Genomic DNA, 22,550 nt, shown 5'->3' on the forward strand with positions numbered 1-22,550 from the left:
CGGTCCTGCGTATTCGGATAAGTACAGCACGGAATCAGGGCTTCAGAGAAGTCGCTGTTCCCGTGGTTAAGAACCTATGGTGACGACTGGTGCGGGCGCAAACTATTTTCTGGACGAGTTTTTCTCAGGTCTCCCCGACGCCCTGCTCGGACTCGTCATCAACCGTCTCACCTGCGCAGATGGCCAGAACGTCGGTGCCGAAGCGGCTCAACTTCCGGTTGCCGACGCCGGCGATGACGACGAGCTCACCCTCGGTGGACGGCACGGCCTCGGCGATGGCCATGAGGGTCTTCTCGGTGAACACGCAGAAGTCCGGCTGTCCCAGCAGAGCCGCCTGGGCGGCCCGCCAGTCGTACAGCCGCTCGTACAGCGCCTCGTCCATGTCCGAGGGGCACTCCTCGCAACGCATCAGCTTCATCTCGCCCGCGTCGGTGAGCGTCCGTCCGCAGACCCGGCAGCGCACCGGGCTCCGGGGTTTGCGCTCGACGGCCGGGGTCCGCCCGGCCGTCGCGGCCCGGCCGGTGCCCCGGTCGATCCCTCCGCCGCCACCCGCCCCGCCGCGCCCGCCCGAGGCCGCCGAGCCCGGCCGCAGCCCGTTCAGGAAGCGGGTCGGCCGTCGGCTCGCCCGGCCGCCCGGCGACCGGGACAGCGCCCAGGAGAGCGAGAGGTGGACGCGGGCGCGAGTGATCCCCACGTACATCAGGCGCCGCTCCTCCTCGACCTGCTCGTCGGTCTTGGCGTAGGCGATCGGCATCATGCCCTCGGTCAGGCCGACCAGGAACACCGCGTCCCACTCCAGGCCCTTCGCGGAGTGCAGCGACGCCAGGGTCACCCCCTGGACCGTCGGGGCGTGCTGGGCGGCCGCCCGCTCGTCCAGCTCACGGACCAGGTCGGTCAGGGTCGCCCCGGGCTTCGCCGTCTCGAAGTCCTCCGCGAGGCGCACCAGCGCGGCCAGCGACTCCCAGCGGTCGCGCACGGCCCCCGATCCGGCGGGCGGCCGGGTGGTCCAGCCCTTGGTGGAGAGGACCGCCCGCACCTGGGAGGCCAGGTCCTCGGCACCGTCGAGCAGGGAGTCGTTGCGCCCGGCGCGGGCCGCGCCGCGCAGGGCGGTGCCCGCCTCGCGGACCTCGGCCCGCTCGAAGAACCGCTCGGCGCCCCGCAGCTGGTAGGGCACCCCGGCGTCCGCCAGGGCCTGTTCGTAGACCTCGGACTGGGAGTTGACGCGGTAGAGCACGGCGATCTCGCCGGCCGGCACGCCTGCGGCGATGAGGTCGCGGATGCGCCGGGCGGTGCCCTCGGCTTCGGTGGGCTCGTCGGAATACTCCGCGTAGACCGGCTCGGGGCCCTTGTCGCGCTGCGAGACCAGCTCCAGACGGTGGTCGGCGGCCTTGCCGTGGGCGTGGCTCAGCAGGCCGTTGGCGAGGTGGACGACCTGGGGGGTGGAGCGGTAGTCGCGCACCAGCTTGACCACGGTCGCCCCGGGGTGGCGGGTGCGGAAGTTCAGCAGGTGGTCGGGGGTGGCCCCGGTGAAGGAGTAGATCGTCTGGCTGGCGTCGCCGACGACGCAGAGGTCTTCCCGGTCGCCGACCCAGAGATCGAGCAGCCGCTGCTGGAGCGGGCTCACGTCCTGGTACTCGTCGACGACGAAGTGCTGGTACTGACCGCGCACATGCTCGGCGATGTCGCTCCGGTCCTGGAGGATGCCGACGGTGAGCAGCAGCACGTCCTCGAAGTCGATCACCGACCGGTCGCGCTTGAGCTGTTCGTACGTGGAGTAGATCTGGGAGAGCTCCGCCGGGTCGCGGGGGGCGTCACGCTGGGTCTTGGCGACGGCGGCCGGATAGTCGGCGGGGACGGTCTGGGTGACCTTGGCCCACTCGATCTCGCTGGTGACGTCCCGCAGCTCGTTGCGGTCGAGCCGGAGCTGGCAGCGGGCGGCGGACTCGGCGACCAGCTGCACCTTCCGCTCCAGCAGCCGGGGCAGTTCGCCACCGACTGCTTTCGGCCAGAAATACTGGAGCTGCCGGAGGGCGGCGGAGTGGAAGGTCCGCGCCTGGACGCCGGTCGCGCCGAGCTGACGGAGGCGGCCGCGCATCTCTCCAGCGGCCCGGTTGGTGAAGGTGACGGCGAGCACGGTGGCCGGCTGGAGGATGCCCGCCCGCACCCCGTACGCGATGCGGTGGGTGATCGCGCGGGTCTTGCCCGTACCGGCTCCGGCCAGCACGCACACCGGTCCGTGCAGGGCGAGAGCCACCTCGCGCTGCTCGGGGTCGAGCCCGTCGAGCACGGCGTCCGGGGTCTCGGGAACCTGAGGGAAGAGAGTGGAGTGCGTTGCTGCTGTCACCCCGCCATGCTGCCAGGTCCCAGGGGGCGGATGCGGCGGTTGTCCACAGGGGTGAGGTATTCGTCGTACCGGCCGGTGCGGTGCGGGGTCCGGTACCGGCCCGGTACCGGCGGTGTGGGAATGGTGGCGGCGTCCCGTACGTTCCTTGATGGTGCGGGACGGCCGCGGACGGTGGCCGGAACCGCGAGTGACGCTGCCGGCCGCGCAGCGGACGGACGAGACGAAGGAGCGCCAGCGACATGGCGGGCACTGTGACGATGTACAGCACCACCTGGTGCGGTTACTGCCGTCGGCTGAAGAGCCAGATGGACCGCGAGGGCATCGCGTACAACGAGGTCAACATCGAGCACGACCCGGAGTCGGCGGCGTTCGTCGAGAAGGCGAATGGCGGAAACCAGACGGTCCCGACGCTGCTGATCGTGGCCCCCTCGGGCACCGAGTCGGTCATGACGAACCCGTCTCTCGCCCAGGTGAAGCAGGCGCTCGCCGCCTGATCCGGCGGAGAGACCGACCGTTCGTCGCGTGGAGCCACCGCCCGTCGCGCGTACGACTGCCCCCGGCACCGCCGGGGGCAGTCGTGTGTCCGGGGGTGCGGACCTCAGGCGGTCCGCCGCACGGCGCCCGGCCTCGGGAGCGGCTTGCCGTACCAGAGCTCGATCAGGCGGGCCGCGATCGAGATGCCGAACGGGGGCATGACCTCGCCGGACTCGAAGGCTGCGGTGAGGTCCTCGCGGGAGAACCAGCGGGCCTCCTCGATCTCCTCGCCGTCGACGTTGATGTCGAAGGAGGTCGCCCGGGCCATGAAGCCGAGCATCAGGCTGGAGGGGAAGGGCCACGGCTGGCTGGCGATGTACTCGACCTCGCCGACGGTGATCCCGGCCTCCTCGTACACCTCGCGGGCCACGGACTGCTCGATCGACTCCCCCGGCTCGACGAACCCGGCGAGCGTGGAGAAGCGGCCCTCCGGCCAGTGCACCTGGCGTCCCAGCAGGGCCCGGTCCCGGTCGTCGGTGACCAGCATGATGACCGCCGGGTCGGTGCGCGGGTAGTGCTCGGCCCCGCAGGCCTGGCAGCGGCGGATGTGGCCGGCCGCCGCGATGACGGTGCGCTCGCCGCAGCGGGAGCAGAAGCGGTGCAGGCGCTGCCAGTTCTCCAGGGCGACGGCGTGCACCATCAGGCCCGCGTCGCGGGGGCCGAGGAGCAGGCCCGCTTCGCGGAGTCCGGCGGGCCGGGCCGACTGGTCCATGCGGCCGGGCAGCGAGTCCTTCTGGAGCGCGAAGTAGCTGACGCCGTCCTCATCGGTGCCGAGGAAATACCGGTGGGTCTCGGTGACCGGGGCCTCGAAGGCCGGGGTCATGACGATCTCGGTGCCCCCGTCGGGGGTGTCGTCGATCAGCACCTGCCCGCCGGAGACGACGAAGACGCGGGTCGTCGGGTGGCTCCACGCCACGGCCAGCCACGCCTCGTCGAGGCGGTGGTGTGCCGCGCGGTCGATGCCGCTCGGCGCGGTGAGGCCGATCGGGCGGTCTGCGGTGGCGTTGTCGAAGGTGCTCACAGGTGCTTCCTACTCCCCCTGGGTGGATCGGGTGTGCGGAGGTACGTGGAGGTGCGCCGGATTCATCGGCCCAGCGCCGTGGCCATGTCGCCCCACAGGTGGGCGGTCGTCTCCACGCCCTTGAGGAGGAGGTCCAGTTCGACCTTCTCGTCGGGGGCGTGCCAGCCGTCGGAGGGTACGGAGATGCCGAGGAAGAGGACGGGGGCGCCGAGCACGTCCCTGAGGTCGGCGGCGGGGCCCGAGCCTCCTTCGCGGGTGAAGAGGATCTTGCTTCCGAATGCCCGGCCCATCGCGCGGGCCACGGCCTGGAGGGCGGGGTGGTCCAGCGGGGTCAGGCAGGGGCGGGTGGCGGGCTGGAAGGTGATCCGGTGGCGGATGCCCGCCGGGATACGGGACTCGGCCCAGCCCCGGACGGCCTGCTGTACGTGGTCGGGGTCCTGGCCGTCGACCAGCCGGAAGCTGATCTTCACCAGGGCGGAGGAGGGGATGATCGTCTTGCTGCCGGCGCCCTGGTAGCCGCCGCCGATGCCGTTGACCTCGGCGGTGGGGCGGGCCCAGACGCGCTCCAGCGTGGAGTATCCGGCCTCACCGGAGGCGGCACCCGACTTGGCGGTGCGCAGCCAGGTGGCCTCGTCGAAGGGCAGCTCGGCGAAGAGGGCCCGCTCGGTGTCGGTGAGGTCGGTGACCCCGTCGTAGAAGCCGGGGATCGCGACCTTGCCGTCCGCGTCGTGCAGGGCGGCGACCAGGCGGGCGATCTCGGTGGCGGGGTTGGGGACGGCGCCGCCGAACGATCCGGAGTGGATGTCCTGGGCGGGCCCGTACAGCTGGATCTCGCATTCGGCGAGGCCGCGCATGCCGGTGCAGACGGTCGGGGTGTCCTCGTCCCACATGCCGGTGTCGGAGACGATCACCGCGTCGGCGGCGAGCCGGTCGGCGTGCTGCTCGGCCAGGGCGCGGAAGTTCGGCGAGCCGGACTCCTCCTCGCCCTCGATCAGCAGCTTGAGGTTCACGGCGGGGGTGGTGCGGCCGGTCGCGGCGAGGTGGGCGCGGACGCCGAGGGTGTGGAAGAACACCTGGCCCTTGTCGTCGGCCGCGCCGCGTCCGTACATCCGGCCGTCCCGGATCACCGGCTCGAACGGGTCGGTCGTCCAGCCGTCCTCGCGGGCGGCGGGCTGCACGTCGTGGTGGCCGTAGACCAGGACGGTCGGGGCGCCGGGGTCCTCGCTGGGCCACTCGGCGAAGACCGCCGGGGCGCCGGGGGTCTCCCAGATCTCGGCGACCGGGAAGCCGGTCTCCTTGAGCTTGGCGCTCAGCCATTCGGCACTGCGCCGTACGTCCCCCGCGTGCTCCGGCTGCGCGGATACGGACGGGATGCGCAGCCACTCGGCGAGGTCGTCGAGGAAGGCTGCACGGTGCTGTTCGGTGTACGTACGGACGGCGCTGTCCGGGGTCTCGCTCATGCTCTTGAGCCTATCCGCCCTCGGGGGCGGGCTCGTCCAGCAGGATCCGCTCCAGCTCGGCCCGGCCGGGCAGCCGCCGCGGTCGGACGGTCTCCCCGCTGCGTACGTAGAGGAAGGTGGCGGTGACCGCGTCGAGCGGCAGATCGTGCAGTTCGGCCCAGGCCAGGCGGTAGACGGCGAGCTGGAGCGGGTCGGCGGTGCGGTGGCGGGTGGTCTTCCAGTCGACGATCTCGTAGGTGTCGCCCGTGCGGTACACCGCGTCGATCCGGCCCCGGATCACCCGGCCCGCCAGGGTGATCTGGAAGGGGGTCTCCACGCGGTACGGCGTGCGCCGGGCGTACGCGGTGCGCTCGAACGCCTCCTTCAGCTCGGCGAGGTCGCGCTCGTCGGCGATCTCCGTGTCGTTCTCGTCGCCCCCGGGCAGCTCGTCGGGGCCGAGCAGGGGCAGCGGCAGCTCCTCGTAGCGCGACTCCACCCAGGCGTGGAAGCGGGTGCCCCGGCGGGCGGCGGCACCGGGCGGACGGGGCATGGGCCGGGCCAGCTCCTGGGCGAAGGCGTCGGGGTCCTCGGCCAGGCGGAGCAGCTGGGTGGCGGAGAGCGCGGCGGGGATGTGGACCTCGCGCACGGTGGCGCGGGCACGGCGCAGCTCCCCGGCCAGCGCGTCCAGGTCCCGGTCCCAGGAGGCGAGGGTGCGGGCCTCCTCGGGGGTGAGGTGGTCCGCCGGTTCTTCCTGCGGGTGGCGGGCGGCGGGGATGTGCGGTGCCGGGTCCCGTACGGGCTCCGGGGCCGTGGCCGAGGTGTCCGGGGCGCCCTCAGGTCGCTCGGTGGGGAGGGCGTCCCAGTCCCAGTCCTCGTCGGCCGGGGGCTCGTCGACCGGTGGCCCGTCGTCCCAGGGATCGTGCGCCGGTACGTCGTCGGGTCCGGGGGCGTACGCCGGTGGCTGCTCGTCCCCCCGGACGGCCAGGCGTTCCAGGTGGGCCAGCACCGTGTCGCGGGCGGCGCGGCGGCGGGCGAGGGCGTCGGCGTCCAGTGGGAGCGGCCAGGCCAGGTCGGCGTCCCGTTCCGCGAGGGCCGGGTTCTCCTCGTCCTCGGCGGGCTCGTCCGCCCAGGCCTCGATCTCGCCGTGGCCCGCGGCGCAGTGCTCGTACAGCGCGTCCAGGAAGGCGGACGGGCCGCGCGTCCGCTTCTGGGACGGGCCCCACCAGTGGCCGGAGCCGAGGAGCAGGGAGCGGGGGCGCGTGAAGGTGACGTAGCCGAGGCGCAGTTCCTCCGTGTGCTGGTGCTCCTTCATCGCCTCCTTGAACGCCTTCAGACCCTTGGCGTCGAAGCTGTCGACGGCCGGGAGCGTCGCCGCGTCGCCGCGCAGGGCGTGCGGGAGCACCTTGGCCTGGGCGGTCCAGGCGTCCCGGGAGCGGTCGCCGGGGAACTGGCCGGTGACCAGTCCGGGCACGGCGACGACGTCCCACTCCAGGCCCTTGGACTTGTGGGCGGTGAGGACCTTGACGGTGTTCTCACCGCCGGGCAGCGCGTTGTCCAGGCCCTTCTCGTACTGCGCGGCGGTCCGCAGGAAGCCGAGGAAGGCGAGCAGCGACGCCTCGCCGTCCAGCGAGGCGAACCGGGCCGCTGTGTCCAGGAAGTTGGCAAGGGTCTCGCGCCGGCGGGCGGCCAGCGCCTGTGGGGATGCGGACAGCTCGACCTCCAGGCCGGTGGTGGCCAGGACCCGGTGCAGCACGTCCATCAGGGGGTCGGCGAGCGAGCGGCGCAGGTCGCGCAGCTCCCGGGCGAGGCGGGCGAAGCGGACGCGGGCCTCGGCGGAGAACGGCAGCCCGTCGTCGCCCTCGTCCCCCGCGACCAGGAAGGTGTCCAGCGCGTCGGCGAGCGATATCACCTCGGCCGGGTCCGTGCCCTCGACGGCGTCCGCGAGCCGCTGGTCCGCGTCGGCCTCGTCCGCGTGGCCCGCCCGGTGCACGAGGAGGCGGGCACGGCGGCCGAGCAGCGCGAGGTCACGGGGGCCGATGCGCCAGCGCGGTCCGGTGAGGAGGCGGACCAGCGAGGCGTTGGCCCCCGGGTCCTGGAGGACCTCGCAGACGGCGACCAGGTCCGCGACCTCGGGCAGATGCAGCAGCCCGGCGAGGCCGACGACCTCGACCGGGATGTCCCGGGCGACCAGGGCCGCCTGGATCTCGGGGAAGTCCCCTGCGGTGCGGCACAGGACGGCGATCTCGCCGGGCGGGGTGCCGGTGCGCACGAGGTGGGCGAGCGAGTCGGCGAGCCAGTCGATCTCCTCGGTGTGCGTGCTCAGCAGGGCGCAGCGGACCGTGCCGTCCCGCTCGGCGCCCGGGGCGGGGCGCAGCGCCTCGACGCCCTCGTGCATCGCGCGCAGCGGTGCGGCGAGGCCGTTGGCGAGCTGGAGGAGGCGGCCGCCGCTGCGGCGGTTCTCGCTGAGGCTGTAGCGCGTGGCGGGGGTGCCGTCGGCGTGCGGGAAGTGCTCGGGGAAGTCGTCGAGGTTGGCGACGGACGCGCCGCGCCAGCCGTAGATCGCCTGGCAGGGATCGCCCACGGCGGTCACCGCGTGGCCGGTGGGAGGCGGGTGGCCGCCCGCTCCGGACTCCGTACCACTGCCGAACAGCGCCGAGAGCAGCAGCCGCTGGGCCACCGACGTGTCCTGGTACTCGTCGAGGAGGACGACCCGGAACTCCTCGCGCAGGATCGCCCCCACCTCGGGCCGGGTGAGGGCCAGCTCGGCGGAGAGGGCGATCTGGTCGCCGAAGTCCATGAGGTCGCGGCCGCGCTTGGCGGATCGGTAGCGCTCGGTGAGGCCGAGGAGGGAGCGGCGGGCCTCGGCGGTCTCGGGGATCTTGCGCAGCTCGGCGTTGCTGAGCTTGGCGGTGGCCAGTTCGTGCAGCAGCTCGGTGTCGTACGTCTCCAGCGTCTGCGGGCGTACGAGGTGTTCGGACAGCTCCCCGTCGAGCGCGAGCAGATCGCTGACCAGGGTGGAGAAGGAGCGGGTGAGCGCCGGATACGGGCCCGGGGCCTCGCGCAGCACCTTGGCCGCGAGCTGGTAGCGGGTGGCGTCGGCGAGGAGGCGTGTGGTCGGCTCCAGGCCGATGCGCAGGCCGTGCTCGGTGAGGAGACGGCCGGCGAAGGCGTGGTACGTGGAGATGGTGGGCTCGCCCGGGGGGTTGTCCGGGTCGATGGCCTCGGGGTCGGTGACCCCGGCGGCGATCAGCGCCTTGCGGACGCGCTCGGCCAGCTCGCCCGCCGCCTTGTTGGTGAAGGTGAGGCCGAGGACCTGCTCGGGCGCGACCTGTCCGGTGCCCACCAGCCAGACCACGCGGGCGGCCATCACCGTGGTCTTGCCCGACCCGGCTCCGGCCACGATCACCTGCGGGGCGGGCGGCGCGATGATGCAGGCCGTCTGCTCCGGGGTGAACGGGATCCCGAGGAGCTCCTTGAGCTGCTCGGGATCGGTGATGCGTGGGGACACGTGAGAAACGGTAACCGGAGCCACTGACAACCCGGCACGAACCGGATGCGACGGCTACTCCACCACCTGCCGCCCCTCCGGCTGTGCGCTGCACGAGGCGCGGAAGGCGCAGTGGGCGCAGTGGGCGCCGGTGGTGGGCGTGAAGCGTTCGTCCAGGACCTTTCCGGCGGCGGTGGCGAGCAGGTCGGAGACCCACTCCCCCGCCAGCGGTTCCTGGGCCTGGACCTTGGGGAAGGCGTCGCCGCCCTCCTTCTTGGGGGCGGGCTGACGGAGCTGGACCAGTTCGGCGCCGCCCGGCTCGGGGCGCCTTCCGTCGAAGACCTCGTCGACCGCGCCCTCCCGGACGGCGAGCTGGTAGACGGCGAGCTGGGGGTGGGCGGCGACCTCGTCCTTGGTGGGCGCGCCCTTGCCGGTCTTGAAGTCGACGACGTACGCCCGGCCCTCGGCGTCCTGTTCGACCCGGTCCATCGAGCCCCGGATGCGCACGGCGTACGCGCCCGCCTCCAGAGTCACGTCGAAGTCGTGCTCGCTCGCGGTGGGGGTGCGGCCGCCGCGGTCCAGGACGTGCCAGTGCAGGAAGCGTTCCAGGGCGGCGCGGGCCTGGTCCTTCTCCTGCTCGGACTTCCAGGGGGCGTCGAAGGCGAGGCCGTTCCACACGGAGTCCAGGCGTTCCATGAGGACGTCGAGGTCGGCGGGCGTGCGGCCGGAGGCGACCTCGTCGGCGAGGACGTGGACGACGTTTCCGAACCCCTGGGCGGCGGTGGCCGGGGCGTCGGCCTTCACCTCGCGGCCCAGGAACCACTGGAGGGCGCAGGTGTTGGCGAGCTGGTCCAGCGCGCTGCCGGAGAGGGTGACGGGCTGGTCGCGGTCGCGCAGCGGGACGGCGGAGCGGGTCGGTTCCTCCAGACCCCACCAGCGGTACGGGTGGGCCGCCGGCACCAGCGGCTGCCCCTCGTCGTCGGTGAGCGCGGCGAGCCGGGCGAGGCGGTGGGCGGCGGCCTCGCGCAGCGCGTCGGAGGCTGCCGGGTCGACCGTGGTAGCGCGCAGTTCGGCGACGAGCGCGGCCACGGCGAGCGGGCGGCGCGGGCGGCCCGTGACGTCGCGGGGTTCGACGCCGAGCTCGGTGAGGAAGCGGGAGGGCTGGTCGCCGTCGTCGGCGGGGGCCTTCACGGCGGTGACGATCAGGCGGTCGCGGGCGCGGGTGGCGGCGACGTAGAAGAGCCGGCGCTCCTCGGCGAGGAGGGCCCCGGGCGAGAGGGGTTCGGCGAGTCCGTCGCGGCCGATCCGGTCCGCCTCCAGGAGCGAGCCCCGGCGGCGCAGGTCGGGCCAGAGGCCCTCCTGGACCCCGGCGAGGACGACGAGCCGCCACTCAAGGCCCTTGGAACGGTGGGCGGTCATCAGGCGTACGGCGTCGGGGCGGGCGGTCCGCCGGGAGAGGGTGTCGGCGGCGATGTCCTGGGCGTCGACCTCTTCCAGGAAGTTGAGCGCCCCGCGCCCGCCGGTGCGCTCCTCGGCGCGGGCGGCCGTGTCGAACAGGGCGCACACCGCGTCGAGATCACGGTCGGCGTTGCGCCCGCCCGCACCGCCGCGCAGCGCGGCCCGCGCCAGCCTGCCCGGCCAGGGGGTGCCGTTCCACAGGATCCACAGGGCCTCCTCGGCGGTGCCGCCGCCTTCGAGGAGCTCGCGGGCCTTGCGCAGGAGCGCGCCGAGGCGCTGCGCTCCGTGGGCGTACGCCGGGTCGTGCGTGACGAGCCGCTCGGGCTCGGCCAGCGCGCGGGCCAGCAGGTCGTCGGAGGGCGCGGGCACCCGGATTCCGGCGGCGCGTTCCTCGTCGCGCAGGGCCCGGCCGAGGCGGCGCAGGTCGGCGGCGTCCACGGCGCCGAGCGGGGAGGTGAGGAGGGTGAGGGCGGTCTCGGTGTCGAGCCAGGACGGCGCTCCGGCCTCCCCCGGGTCTCCCTCGGGGAGGTCGGGGAGGTCGGGGAGGTCGGGGAGGCGTCGCAGTGCCGCCGTCGCCACCGTCCGCAGGGCCGTCAGCAGCGGGGCGACGGCCGGTTCGTGGCGCAGCGGGAGATCGTCGCCGTCGACCTCCAGGGGGACGCCGGCGGAGGTGAGGGCGCGGCGGACGGCGGGCAGCGAGCGGCCTCCGGCCCGTACCAGCACGGCCATCTCCTGCCACGGCACCCCGTCCTCCAGGTGGGCGCGGCGCAGCAGGTCCGCGATGTTCTCCAGCTCCGTGGACGCGGTCGGGTAGGTGTACGTCTCGACGCGGCCGCCGTCCCGGACGGCATGGAGGTCGCGGTGGGCGCGGACCGTGTCGCCGGGCAGCCGGGTCAGCGGCATCCGGCGCGTGAGCAGCCGGGTCGCCGCCAGAAGTTCGGCCCCGGAGCGGCGGGAGGTGGTGAGGACGCCCACCGGCGCGGGGCCCCCGTCCGCCCGGCGGAAGGTGTCCGGGAAGTCGAGGATGCCGTTCACATCGGCGCCCCGGAAGGTGTAGATCGACTGGTCGGGGTCGCCGAAGGCGATCAGCGTCCGCCCGCCGCTCGGGTCCTCGCCGCGCCCCCGGTTCCCGGCCAGCGCGTGCAGCAGGCGCACCTGGGCGGGGTCGGTGTCCTGGTACTCGTCGACGTACACCGCGTCGTAGTTCCCCGCGAGCTGCGCCGCCACCTCCGGGCGCTCGGCGAGCAGCACCGCGCGGTGCACCAGCTCCGCGTAGTCCAGGACGCCCTGGGCGTCGAGGATGTCGAGGTACTCGGCGAGGAACTGGGCCGCCGCGCTCCAGTCCGGGCGGCCGGTGCGGCGGGCGAAGGCGGCCAGCGCGTCCGGGCCGAGGCCCAGCTCACGGCTGCGGGCCAGCACGGCGCGCACCTCGTCGGCGAAGCCGCGGGTGGTCAGGCAGGACCGCAGCTCGTCCGGCCAGCGGACATGGGCCAGGCCCTCCTTCTCCAGGTCGAGCTGGCCCGCGAGCAGTTCGCGGACGGTGACGTCCTGCTCGGGCCCGGAGAGGAGCCGCAGCGGATCGGCGAAGAGATCGGCGTCCTGGTGGGCCCGGACCAGGGCGTAGCAGTACGAGTGGAACGTGGTGGCCTGCGGGCCCCGCGCCGCGCCGAGACGGGCGGCCATCCGGTCCCGCAGTTCGACGGCGGCCTTGCGGCTGAAGGTGAGGACGAGGATGCGGGCCGGGTCGGCGCCCCGGTTCACCCGGGCGGCGACGGACTCGACGAGGGTGGTGGTCTTGCCGGTGCCGGGGCCGGCGAGGACCAGCAGCGGGCCGCCCGGGTGGTCAACCACCGCGCGCTGGCCTGCGTCCAGCAGAGGAGGATCCACCGAACCCGGCGGAGTGCGCACCAGCCGGTACGCACCCGTGGTCCGCGGCCGTGACTCACGGTGCGGACTGTGCCGGGTGGAGGAGGAACTCACGTGGATCGCCGGTCCTGTGGATATGCGTGGGTGTGCGTGGGTGTGCGTGGGTGTACGGGTGAAGAGGATCAGGGTCGGTGCAGACGGGGAAGAGGAAGGGGCGGAGCGTGCCGCGCGATGACGACGCTACGCCAGCGACGGCGCGGGAGGCGGCGGCCGCGCTGCGTCCCTCGTCACGTGCGCTGCCGCGTCGGGGCGCCGCCTCGGCGGGCCGATGGCGGAAGCTGTCAGGTGTGAGCTTTCTCGCCCGGACCGCCCGGACCGCCGGGACCGACCGGACCGCCGGGACCGACCGGGTCAGCGGAAGCGCCCGGACCGCCCCCGTCGCCACGCGCGTGCCCGTCCCAGCGGGCGCGGCGCATGTCGATCCGCGGGATGTGCCCCTCCGCCTGGCGCGACGCCTCGCGCAGCGGGGTGCCCTCCGCGCGGTAGTGGTCCAGTGCCCTCAGCTCGTGGGCGGGCAGCAGCGTCCCGTCGGCGCGGACGACGCGCCACCACGGCACGGCCGATCCGTACAGCGCCATGACCCGGCCGACCTGGCGGGGCCCGCCCTCGCCCAGCCACTCCGCGATGTCGCCGTACGTCATCACCCGGCCGGGCGGGATGAGATCGGCCACGTCGAGGACGCGCTCCGCGTACTCCGGCAGCTCCGCGTACTCCGGCGGACCGCCGCCGGCCGGGGCGGTGCCGGGGCCGCCCCCGTCCGTCTGGTGCTGGCTCATCCGGCCCATCCTGCCGTACGCCACCGACAGCCCGGCCGAAACGGTGTCCGTCCGCGCACACAGCGTGCGTGCGGGTGCAAAGGGGCGTATGTTGCGCTTCCCGCGCCCGTGCGATGCACCCTGATGCCCTCCTCCGTCAACGGGCCGTGCCACCATCATGCGGGCGGTGACCGGTGATACCAGAACACGAAGACGAACCAGAGGCGACGAAGGAGCAGGGCGTGCAGCCACCGAAGGCGGCGAACGCCTCCGATGCCGGGGAGCGCCCGCAGGGCGGTCCCGAGTCCCCCGGAGCCCCCCGCGCCGACGGCCCCACGACGTCCACCACCGGACATCTGGCGGGCTCGACGCTCGCCTCCGCCGAGGCCGCCCTGACCGACCGCGTCTCCGGCGACGAACCGCTGCTCCCCGCCCGGGTGCACCGCCCCTCCGACCTGATGCGGCTGCTCATCGGGGTGCTCGCGATCGCGGTCCTGTTCTCGATCGCCGCGTTCGCCCAGGGCACCACCACCGGTCTCGAGGACGACATCTCCAAGGGCACCGAGCAGGCGCCCGATCTGCTGATCAAGATCGCCGGTCTGGTCTCCAGCATCGCCGTGCTGCTGGTGCCGGTCGCCTTCGCCATCGAACGCCTGATCAAACGCGACGGGCTGCGGATCGCGGACGGGGTGCTCGCCGCCGTGCTCGCCCACGGGGTGACGCTCGCCACCGATCTGTGGGTGTCGCGGACCGCTCCCGGCACCATCCAGGACGCGCTGACCCAGCCGCAGACGGCCGGCGGGCTGACCGACCCGGTGCACGGCTATCTCGCACCGGTCATCGCGTACATGACGGCGGTCGGCATGGCCCGGCGGCCGCGCTGGCGCGTGGTGCTGTGGGTGGTGCTGCTGCTCGACGCGTTCGCGATGCTCGTCGGCGGGTACACCACCCCGTTCTCGATCATCCTCACCGTGCTGATCGGCTGGACGGTGGCGTACGGAACGCTGTACGCGGTCGGCTCGCCGAACGTCCGCCCCACCGGCCAGCACCTGATGGCCGGTCTGCGGCACGTGGGCTTCCGCCCGGTCGCGGCGATGCGCACCGAGGACGCCCCGGACAAGGACGGCACCGACCAGGGCGACCGGGGACGGCGCTATCTGGTCACCCTGGAGGACGGGCCGCCGCTGGACGTCACCGTCGTCGACCGGGAGCAGCAGGCCCAGGGGTTCTACTACCGGGCCTGGCGGCGGCTCACGCTGCGCGGGATCACCCAGCGGCGCTCCATCCAGTCGTTGCGCCAGGCGCTGGAGCAGGAGGCGCTGCTCGCGTACGCGGCCATCGCCGCCGGGGCGAACGCGCCCAAGCTGATCGCCACGTCGGAGCTGGGCCCGGACGCGGTGATGCTCGTCTACGAGCACATCGGCGGCCGGTCGCTGGACTCGATGGAGGACGAGGAGATCACCGACGATCTGGTGCGCAGCGCCTGGCGTCAGGTGAAGGCCCTCCAGTCGCGGCGGATCGCGCACCGCAGGCTGACCGGTGACGCCCTCCTGGTGGATCGTTCCGGCAGGGCGTTCGTGACGGATCTGCGCGGCGGTGAGATCGCCGCCGGTGATCTGGTGCTGCGGATGGACGTGGCCCAGCTGCTGACCACGCTGGGGCTGCGGGTGGGCGCCGAGCGGTCGGTGACCGGGGCGCTGGCCGTGCTCGGCCCGGACGCGGTGGCGGACTGTCTGCCGCTGCTCCAGCCGATCGCGCTGAGCCGCTCCACCCGGGCGACGCTGCGCCGGATCGCCCGCGAGCGTTCGCAGCGCGAGCGGGAGGCGGTGCTGGAGGCCTCCCACGCGGCCAAGCAGGCGAGGGCCGAGCTGGCCGCCCCCGGGACGGACGGCAAGGCGGCTTCCAAGGCGGAGCGCAAGTCGCTGCGGACCGAGAAGCAGGCCGAGAAGCGCGCCATGGACGATGCGCTGGAGGAGGCCCGCGAGGAGGATCTGCTCGCCCAGATCCGCCGCCAGGTGCTGCTGATCCGCCCGCAGGCCCCGGTCGAACCGGTCCGTCTGGAGCGCATCAAGCCGCGCACCCTGTTCAGCTTCATCGCCGGCGCCATCGCCGCGTACTTCCTGATCTCGCAGGTCACCCAGGCCGACTTCGGTGCGGTCGTGGAGCAGGCGGAGTGGGGCTGGGTGGCGGCCGCCCTCGGCTTCTCGGCGCTGAGTTACGTGGCGGCGGCGATGAGCCTCCTGGGCTTCGTGCCGGAGCGGGTGTCGTTCCTGAAGACGGTCCAGGCGCAGGTGGCCGGCTCGTTCGTGAAGATCGTGGCGCCCGCCGCGGTCGGGGGCGTGGCGCTGAACACCCGCTTCCTCCAGCGGGCCGGGGTGCGCCCCGGTCTGGCGGTGGCGAGCGTCGGGGCCTCGCAGCTGTTCGGTCTTGGCGCCCACATCATGCTGCTGGCGCTGTTCGGCTATCTCACGGGCACGGAGAAGACCCCGGACTCGCTGACCCCGTCCCGGACCGTGATCGCGGGTCTGCTGACGGTCGCGGTGCTGGTGCTGGTGGTGACGGCGATTCCGTTCCTGCGGAAGTTCGTGGTGACCCGGGTGCGCTCGCTGTTCGCCGGGGTCGTGCCGCGCATGCTGGACGTGGTGCAGCGGCCGCAGAAGCTGCTCACCGGCATCGGCGGCATGCTGCTGCTGACCGGTCTGTTCGTGCTCTGCCTGGACGCCTCGATCAGGGCGTTCAGCGGCCCGGACGTGCCGCAGCTGAGCTACGCGAGCATCGCGGTGGTCTTCCTCGCCGGGAACGCGCTCGGCTCGGCCGCCCCGACGCCGGGCGGTATGGGCGCGGTCGAGGGCGCTCTGACGCTGGGCCTGATCGCGGTCGGGCTACCGAAGGAGGTCGCGGCTCCGGCGGTGCTGCTGTACCGCGTGATGACGCTGTGGCTGCCGGTGCTGCCGGGGTGGCTCGCCTTCAACCAGCTGACCCGCAAGGGCGAGCTGTGATCCGCACGCACATCCGGTGGCCGGGCGAGCGGTAGCCGCCAGGTCCGGGCGGGCGGGGCCGGCCGCCCGTACCGGCCCCGCCGCCACCCGCATGGACCGCGCCCGGCCGCGCTCCCCGGCGCCCCACCGCACGATGGGGGCATGAGGACTTCCCCCGCTCTGCGTGCCGCCGCCCTCGCCGCCACCGCCACCGTGCTGCTGCCGCTGGCCGCCTGTTCGGACGACGGCGACGGGGAGGGGTCCTCGACGCCCACCGGTGCCTCGACCGCCTCGCCGACCGCCACCGCCGAGGACCTGGCCTCGCAGAAGCTGGAGTGGTCCCCCTGTCCGCCGCCGAACACGTCCCAGGGCGGCGGGGAGTCGCCGTCACCGCTGCCCGGCGGTGTGGTGTGGGAGTGCTCCTTCATGGACGCCCCTCTGGACTACGCGAAGCCTGACGGCCGCACGATCGAGCTGGCGCTGGTGCGGGCGAAGGCCGAGGACCAGCAGCGGCGGATCGGCTCGCTGGTGTTCAACTTCGGCGGGCCCGGGGCGTCAGGGGTGGCGACGCTGCCCGCGTTCGGCACCGAGTACGACAAGCTCCGCACCCGCTACGACCTGGTGAGCTTCGACCCGCGCGGGGTGGGCCGCAGCGAGGGGGTCCAATGCGCGGACGATGCCCAGCTGGACGCCTTCTACCAGGAGGACGCCACCCCGGACGACGCGGCGGAGGAGAAGCAGTTCGTCCAGGGGCAGAAGGACTACATCGCGGCCTGCGAGGAGAACTCCGGTGCCGAACTCCCCTTCGTGGGCACGACGAACGCCGCCCGCGACATGGACCTGATGCGCACGGTGCTGGGCGACGAGAAGCTGCACTACTTCGGCATCTCGTACGGCACCGAGCTGGGCGGCGTGTACGCCCACCTCTTCCCGGACAAGGTCGGGCGGGCGGTCTTCGACGCGGTGGTCGACCCCACGAAGAACGCCGAGCAGTCCTCCCTCGGCCAGGCCGAGGGCTTCCAGCTCGCCCTGGACAACTTCACCGAGGACTGCGCGGAGCGCGACGACTGCGCACTGCCCGGGGCCACCCAGGAGGAGGTCGAGCAGTTCATCGCCGATCTGCTGGCCGAGCTGGAGGAGCAGCCCATCGACGGGCTGGGCGACCGGGCGCTGACCCAGACGCTGGCGACCACCGGTATCGCGTCCGCGCTCTACTCCAAGGAGACCTGGCCGCTGCTGGAGCAGGGGCTGGACGAGGCGGACGGCAAGAACGGCGGGCTGCTGCTGGCGCTGGCCGACTCACTCAACGGCCGCTCGGAGGACGGGCGTTACGACAACTCCAACGCCGCCAACATCGCCATCAACTGCGCCGACAGCAAGCAGCGGTTCTCGCTGGAGCAGACGAAGGCGGCCCTGCCCGCGTTCCGCGAGGCGTCCCCGTTGTTCGGGGACTATCTGGGCTGGGGCCTGATGAGCTGCACCGGCTGGCCGGTCGCGGGCGCCTGGCAGACCCCGGACGTCAGCGCCCCGGGCGCCGCCCCGATCCTGGTCATCGGCAACACCGGCGACCCGGCGACCCCGTACGCGGGCGCGAAGGCGATGGTGGAGAAGCTGGGCAAGGTCGTCGGCGTCGAGCTCACCTACAAGGGCGAGGGGCACGGGGCGTACAACAGCAAGGACGCCTGCGTGCAACGGGCGGTGGACGGCTATCTGTTGAACGGGAAGGTACCCGAGTCCGGAACGGTCTGCGGCTGACCCAGGGGCCCGACTCCCGTACCACGCAAGGCGGTTAGCATGGCCGCACACCACAGCCGCCCGACGCTTCGCCACCGGGCCTCCGAGAGAGGGAAGCCGGATCATGCGTGCGCACCGTCGTGCCCAGCGGACCGCCGTCACGACAGGAGCGGCCCTGCTCGCGGCGGGACTGCTCGCCGGCTGCGGGCTGTTGAGCTCGGAGCCGGATGTGGACGCGCCCGCCGACGGCCGCCCCGGCGACGCCTCGGCCGCGCCCGCGCCGACCGGCCTCGAGGACTCCCCCAAGACGCCGGAGCTGCCCTCGGAACTCACCTCCCAGCGCCTGGACTGGAAGCGCTGCACGGCCCCGCGCGGCGGCAGCGCCCCCGGCTCCGCCTGGCGTTGCGCACGGGTGGACGTACCGCTGGACTACGCGGATCCGTCCGGGGAGACGCTGTCCGTCGCGCTGATCCGCAAGGAGGCCCGTGACAAGGGGCGGCGGCTCGGCTCGCTGCTGTTCAACTTCGGCGGCCCCGGCGGGTCCGGCGTCGAGACCCTGCCGCGCGCTGCCCGGTCGTACGCGAAGCTCAACACCCGCTACGACCTGGTGAGTTTCGATCCGCGCGGGGTCGCCGCCAGCTCCGGGGTGCGCTGCCGCTCCGACAAGGAGCAGGAACAGGCCCATCGCAACGTCGACATGACCCCGGACACGGCGGCGGAGGAGGCGGCCTTCATCGAGGACGCCGCGGCGTTCGGCGCCGGCTGCGAACGCCGCTCGGGCACGGTCCTGCCGCACGTCGGCACCGGCAACGCCGCCCGCGACCTGGACCTGATCCGCCAGGTCCTGGGCGACGAGAAGCTGTCCTACTTCGGCTTCTCCTACGGTACGGAGCTGGGCGGGACGTACGCGCACCTCTTCCCGCACGCGGTGGGGCGCACCGTGCTGGACGCTGCTGTCGACCCGACGGCCGACGGGATCGGGCACGCCCGGAACCAGGCCATGGGCTTCCAGCGCGCCCTGGAGAACTACCTGAAGGACCGGGGCCAGAAACCGAAGGAGGGCTCCGAGCGCATCGCCCGGCTGCTGGCCCGGATCGACCGGAGCCCGCTGCCGACCGACTCGGGCCGCGAGCTGAGCGAGTCGCTCGCCATCACCGGCATCGTCACCCCGCTGTACTCCGAGTCGTCCTGGCCCGCCCTGACCGCCGCCCTCGACGAGGCGGAGAACAACGGCACGGGCAACGGTCTGCTCCGGCTCGCCGACTCGTACAACGGCCGGGACGAGCAGGGCCGTTACGACACCCAGAGCCACTCCCAGCGGGCGATCTCCTGCGCCGACTCGACGTCACGTCCCACCGTGGACGAGGCCCGTGCGCTGCTGCCGGAGTTCCGCAAGCTGTCGCCGGTCTTCGGCCCGTTCCTGGCCTGGGACACCGCGGGCTGGTGTGCCCGGTGGCCCGTGGAGGGCGAGCACGAGACGCCGGAGACCAGTGCGCCGGGCGCGGGGCCGGTCCTGGTCGTCGGGACGACCGGCGACCCGGCGACCCCGTACGAGGGGGCGCGGCGGATGGCGGACGAGCTGGGCGAGGGCGTCGGCGTCCTGCTGACCAACAAGGGCGAGGGCCACGGGGCCTACGGCTCCAACGACTGTGTGACCTCGACGATCGACGAATACTTCCTGGACGGCAAGGTCCCGGCGGACGGCAGGACCTGCGGGTGACCGGACGCGCGCACGGGAAAGGGGCCCGGACCGCGGTGCGCGGACCGGGCCCCCGCCCGTACCGAATGCTCTAGTACACGGGCTTCTCGGGCTCGATCTGGTTGACCCAGCCGATCACGCCGCCACCCACGTGCACCGCGTCGGCGAAGCCCGCGGACTTGAGGACCGCGAGGACCTCGGCGCTGCGGACCCCCGTCTTGCAGTGCAGGACGATGCGCCTGTCCTGCGGGAGGTCCTGGAGGGCGGTGCCCATGAGGAACTCGTTCTTCGGGATCAGCTTCGCGCCGGGGATCGAGACGATCTCGTACTCGTTCTTCTCACGGACGTCGATGATCTCGATCTTCTCGTCCCCGTCGATCCACTCCTTGAGCTGCTTGGGAGTGATCGTCGCGCCGAGCGCCGCCTCCTGCGCCTCCTCGGACACGACGCCGCAGAAGGCCTCGTAGTCGATGAGTTCGGTGACGGTGGGGTTCTCGCCGCAGACCGCGCAGTCGGGGTCCTTGCGGACCTTGACCTGGCGGTACTGCATCTCCAGGGCGTCGTAGATCATCAGCCGGCCGACCAGCGGGTCGCCGACCCCGGCGAGCAGCTTGATGGCCTCGGTGACCTGGATGGAGCCGACGGACGCGCAGAGCACGCCCAGCACGCCGCCCTCGGCGCAGGAGGGGACCATGCCCGGCGGCGGGGGCTCCGGGTAGAGGCAGCGGTAGCAGGGCCCGTGCTCGGACCAGAACACGGAGGCCTGGCCGTCGAAGCGGTAGATCGAGCCCCAGACGTACGGCTTGTTCAGCAGCACCGCGGCGTCGTTGACGAGATAGCGGGTGGCGAAGTTGTCCGTGCCGTCCACGATCAGGTCGTACTGCGCGAAGATCTCCATCACGTTCTCGGCTTCGAGCCGCTCTTCGTGAAGGACCACGTTGACGTACGGGTTGATGCCCAGCACCGAGTCCTTGGCGGACTCCGCCTTGGACCGGCCGATGTCGGCCTGGCTGTGGATGATCTGGCGCTGCAGGTTCGACTCGTCGACCTCGTCGAACTCCACGATGCCGAGCGTGCCGACACCGGCCGCGGCCAGGTACATCAGGGCCGGCGAGCCGAGGCCGCCGGCGCCGACGCACAGCACCTTGGCGTTCTTCAGGCGCTTCTGTCCGTCCATCCCGACATCCGGGATGATCAGGTGGCGGGAGTACCTGCGGACCTCGTCGACGGTGAGCTCAGCAGCTGGCTCGACCAGGGGTGGCAGCGACACAGGAACCTCAACAATGCAGGTGGTCGGATTTCTACGTAGACCGGCTTCTTACGGTCGACTACGTACGGTTGTTCTCCCCGTAACACTGCCACGCCCCTTCTCATTCCGAGATACCCGGTCCGATCCGCGAGATGATTTCGTCCCAGTACCTGGGCAGCGTCGCAAATGGATCGCTTTGTCCGTTTCGGTCGTCGCGATCGTTCCGGTCGGTGAAGAAGATCGTCCCGGCGCCCTGCCAACGGGCGATCCGCATGGCCTCCTCCAGATGGGTGCGCGGCACCCCGTGGACGAAGTGGGCGAACCGCTCCGGTGGATAGTCGGCCGTCCATTCGGCCACCTGTGACCAGCGGTAGTCGGTCCAGGGGCCCTGGAAGGTGACCAGCTGGTCGGCCGCCTCCGCGTATCCGGGATACGGGTGGGCGCCGTGGCCCAGCACCAGGCGGCCTCCGCCGTCCGCGCTGTCGCTCTCCGCCAGCAGGGCGTGGAGCGTGCCGGTGAGGCGGCGGACGGCGGGCAGTTCGGCCCGCTCGGTGGGGCAGCGGGCGAGATAGAAGCCGCCGATGCGGTACCAGTCGATGAAGGACCGGGCGTCCGCGATCAGTTCGCCGAAGGGACGCTCGCCGTGGGCCAGGTCGAGATGGCCGAGCAGCCGGCCGCCGGAGGCCCGGACGGTGTCGTCCGGGGCCTCGCCGTGCAGGGCGCGCTCGCGGGCGTTGCGCAGCCGGCCGGCCGCCTCCAGGCAGTGCGGGTCGGGCCGGGTGCCTGGGCCGTCGGCGATGTTGAGGACGGCCCAGTGCAGCGGGGTGCCGGGGCGGGCCAGCTCGGCCCATTCGGCGGGGGCGAGCAGCGGGTGGGCGTAGCCCGGGACGCCGAAGCCGAGCTGTTCGCCGCCCGCGGTCCGGCGGGCGTCGGCGGGTGCGGTCAGATGCGGCACGCCGCCTCCATCCAGATGTCCGCGAGGGACTCCTCCAGATTGATCCGGGGCCGCCAGCCGAGCCGGTCCCGGGCGGTGCGGACATCGGCCTGCTGCCAGGCCCCGCAGCCGTCCGGATACGGGGACGGGGTGGCGGAGAGGTGTTCCATGACGGACTCGGCGGAGGTGCGCGGGGCGCCGATGGGCAGCCGCGGAGGCGGCGAGTCCAGCTCGTGGAGCGCGCCCGCGTACCCGGCGACCCGGGCCAGGACGGCGGCGGCGTCGCGGAGCCGGACGGCCCGCCCGGTGCCGATGTTGACGACGCCCTGCGCGGCGGAGAGCGAGGCGGCGTGGACGGCCCGCGCCACATCCCGTACGTCGACGAAGTCCCGCTGCACGCCGAGCCCGCTGAGCTTCAGCTCGCCGTCGCCCATCTGCATGGCCCGGCGCATCGCCTCGGCCAGCCGGCCGAGCGGTGAGCCGGCCGGGGTGCCGGGGCCGACGGGCGAGAAGACCCGCAGCACGACGGCGTCGAGGCCGGAGCCGAGGACCAGTTCGGTGGCGGCGAGCTTGCTGACGCCGTACGGGCCGCCGGGGCGCGGCACGGCGTCCTCGGCGGTGGAGGAGCCGGGCTGCGAGGGCCCGTACTCCGAGGCGCAGCCGACCTGGACGAGCCGGGCCCCGCAGCCGCTGCGGCGCAGCGCCTCGCAGACGGTGGCGACGGCGACGGTGTTGTGCCGGGTGAGGTCCCGGGCGCCGCCGCGGGTGGCGCCCGCGCAGTTGACGACGACGCCGGGGTGGACGGCGTCCAGGAATCGGGTGAGGGCCCCGGGGCTGCCGCCCGCGAGGTCGAACCGGACGTCGGCGTCGTCGCCGCGGCCGAGGGCCGTGAGGTGGACGGCGGGGTCGGCCAGCAGACGGTCGGCGACGAAGCGGCCGAGGAATCCGTTGGCTCCGAGCAGCAGCACCCTCATCGCGCACCGCCTCGGTGC

The 22,550-nt window shown here is 73.2% G+C and carries 13 protein-coding genes; 4 read left to right on the forward strand and 9 right to left on the reverse strand.

Translation table 11 applies throughout. The features are described 5' to 3' along the window. Positions 1 to 124: 124 nt before the first annotated feature. Positions 125 to 2,344: an ATP-dependent DNA helicase UvrD2 gene (locus AC0VY3_RS28535; RefSeq protein WP_242741220.1), complete on the reverse strand. Its 2,220-nt coding sequence runs from the start codon at positions 2,342 to 2,344 to the stop codon at positions 125 to 127. Positions 2,345 to 2,583: 239 nt separating this feature from the next. Between AC0VY3_RS28535 and AC0VY3_RS28540 the strand changes: the two genes are divergently transcribed. Then, a complete protein-coding gene (locus AC0VY3_RS28540; protein WP_006127421.1) occupies positions 2,584 to 2,838 on the forward strand; it encodes a glutaredoxin domain-containing protein in 255 nt (84 codons plus the stop codon). A gap of 104 nt (positions 2,839 to 2,942) precedes the next feature. Here the strand turns inward: AC0VY3_RS28540 and nudC are convergent, their stop codons facing one another. From nudC to AC0VY3_RS28565, 5 genes are all read right to left on the reverse strand, one after another. Beyond that, positions 2,943 to 3,899 carry an NAD(+) diphosphatase gene (nudC, locus tag AC0VY3_RS28545; RefSeq protein WP_242741221.1) on the reverse strand — a complete coding sequence of 319 codons (957 nt, stop codon included), beginning with the start codon at positions 3,897 to 3,899 and terminating at the stop codon, positions 2,943 to 2,945. A 62-nt stretch (positions 3,900 to 3,961) separates the two neighbouring features. Further along, a complete protein-coding gene (locus tag AC0VY3_RS28550; protein ID WP_242741222.1) occupies positions 3,962 to 5,359 on the reverse strand; it encodes a dipeptidase in 1,398 nt (465 codons plus the stop codon). Positions 5,360 to 5,369: 10 nt separating this feature from the next. After that, entirely contained in the window at positions 5,370 to 8,846 is a 3,477-nt protein-coding gene (locus AC0VY3_RS28555; RefSeq protein ID WP_475550909.1) for a UvrD-helicase domain-containing protein, read from the reverse strand. 54 nt (positions 8,847 to 8,900) lie between these two features. Then, positions 8,901 to 12,263 (reverse strand): ATP-dependent helicase, encoded by a 3,363-nt coding sequence (locus tag AC0VY3_RS28560; RefSeq protein WP_475550910.1) that lies wholly within the window; start codon positions 12,261 to 12,263, stop codon positions 8,901 to 8,903. A 227-nt stretch (positions 12,264 to 12,490) separates the two neighbouring features. Further along, positions 12,491 to 12,985 carry an MGMT family protein gene (locus AC0VY3_RS28565; protein WP_475550911.1) on the reverse strand — a complete coding sequence of 165 codons (495 nt, stop codon included), beginning with the start codon at positions 12,983 to 12,985 and terminating at the stop codon, positions 12,491 to 12,493. 221 nt (positions 12,986 to 13,206) lie between these two features. Here AC0VY3_RS28565 and AC0VY3_RS28570 point away from each other — a divergent pair, with 221 nt between their 5' ends. The 3 genes from AC0VY3_RS28570 (at position 13,207) to AC0VY3_RS28580 (ending at position 19,396) form a co-directional block, all read left to right on the forward strand. Next, complete coding sequence (locus AC0VY3_RS28570; RefSeq protein WP_475550912.1) at positions 13,207 to 15,963, forward strand: lysylphosphatidylglycerol synthase domain-containing protein; 2,757 nt, start codon at positions 13,207 to 13,209, stop codon at positions 15,961 to 15,963. A gap of 141 nt (positions 15,964 to 16,104) precedes the next feature. Beyond that, on the forward strand, positions 16,105 to 17,697 hold the full coding sequence (locus tag AC0VY3_RS28575) for an alpha/beta hydrolase (RefSeq protein ID WP_475550913.1): 1,593 nt from the start codon (positions 16,105 to 16,107) through the stop codon (positions 17,695 to 17,697). Positions 17,698 to 17,800: 103 nt separating this feature from the next. Further along, positions 17,801 to 19,396 (forward strand): alpha/beta hydrolase, encoded by a 1,596-nt coding sequence (locus tag AC0VY3_RS28580; protein ID WP_475550914.1) that lies wholly within the window; start codon positions 17,801 to 17,803, stop codon positions 19,394 to 19,396. A gap of 70 nt (positions 19,397 to 19,466) precedes the next feature. Here the strand turns inward: AC0VY3_RS28580 and moeZ are convergent, their stop codons facing one another. The 3 genes from moeZ to AC0VY3_RS28595 form a co-directional block, all read right to left on the reverse strand. Beyond that, positions 19,467 to 20,645 carry an adenylyltransferase/sulfurtransferase MoeZ gene (gene moeZ / locus AC0VY3_RS28585; protein WP_103507873.1) on the reverse strand — a complete coding sequence of 393 codons (1,179 nt, stop codon included), beginning with the start codon at positions 20,643 to 20,645 and terminating at the stop codon, positions 19,467 to 19,469. Positions 20,646 to 20,745: 100 nt separating this feature from the next. After that, positions 20,746 to 21,579, reverse strand: a complete 834-nt coding sequence (locus AC0VY3_RS28590; protein WP_475550915.1) for a spherulation-specific family 4 protein — start codon at positions 21,577 to 21,579, stop codon at positions 20,746 to 20,748. Further along, the gene (locus AC0VY3_RS28595; protein WP_030087305.1) at positions 21,567 to 22,532 is read right to left on the reverse strand and encodes an NAD-dependent epimerase/dehydratase family protein; all 966 of its coding nucleotides are present in this window, start codon (positions 22,530 to 22,532) and stop codon (positions 21,567 to 21,569) included. The genes AC0VY3_RS28590 and AC0VY3_RS28595 overlap by 13 nt, the downstream gene beginning before the upstream one ends. Between the last annotated feature and the right edge of the window lie 18 nt (positions 22,533 to 22,550).

Source organism: Streptomyces sp. iso_384 (genome assembly GCF_056172905.1).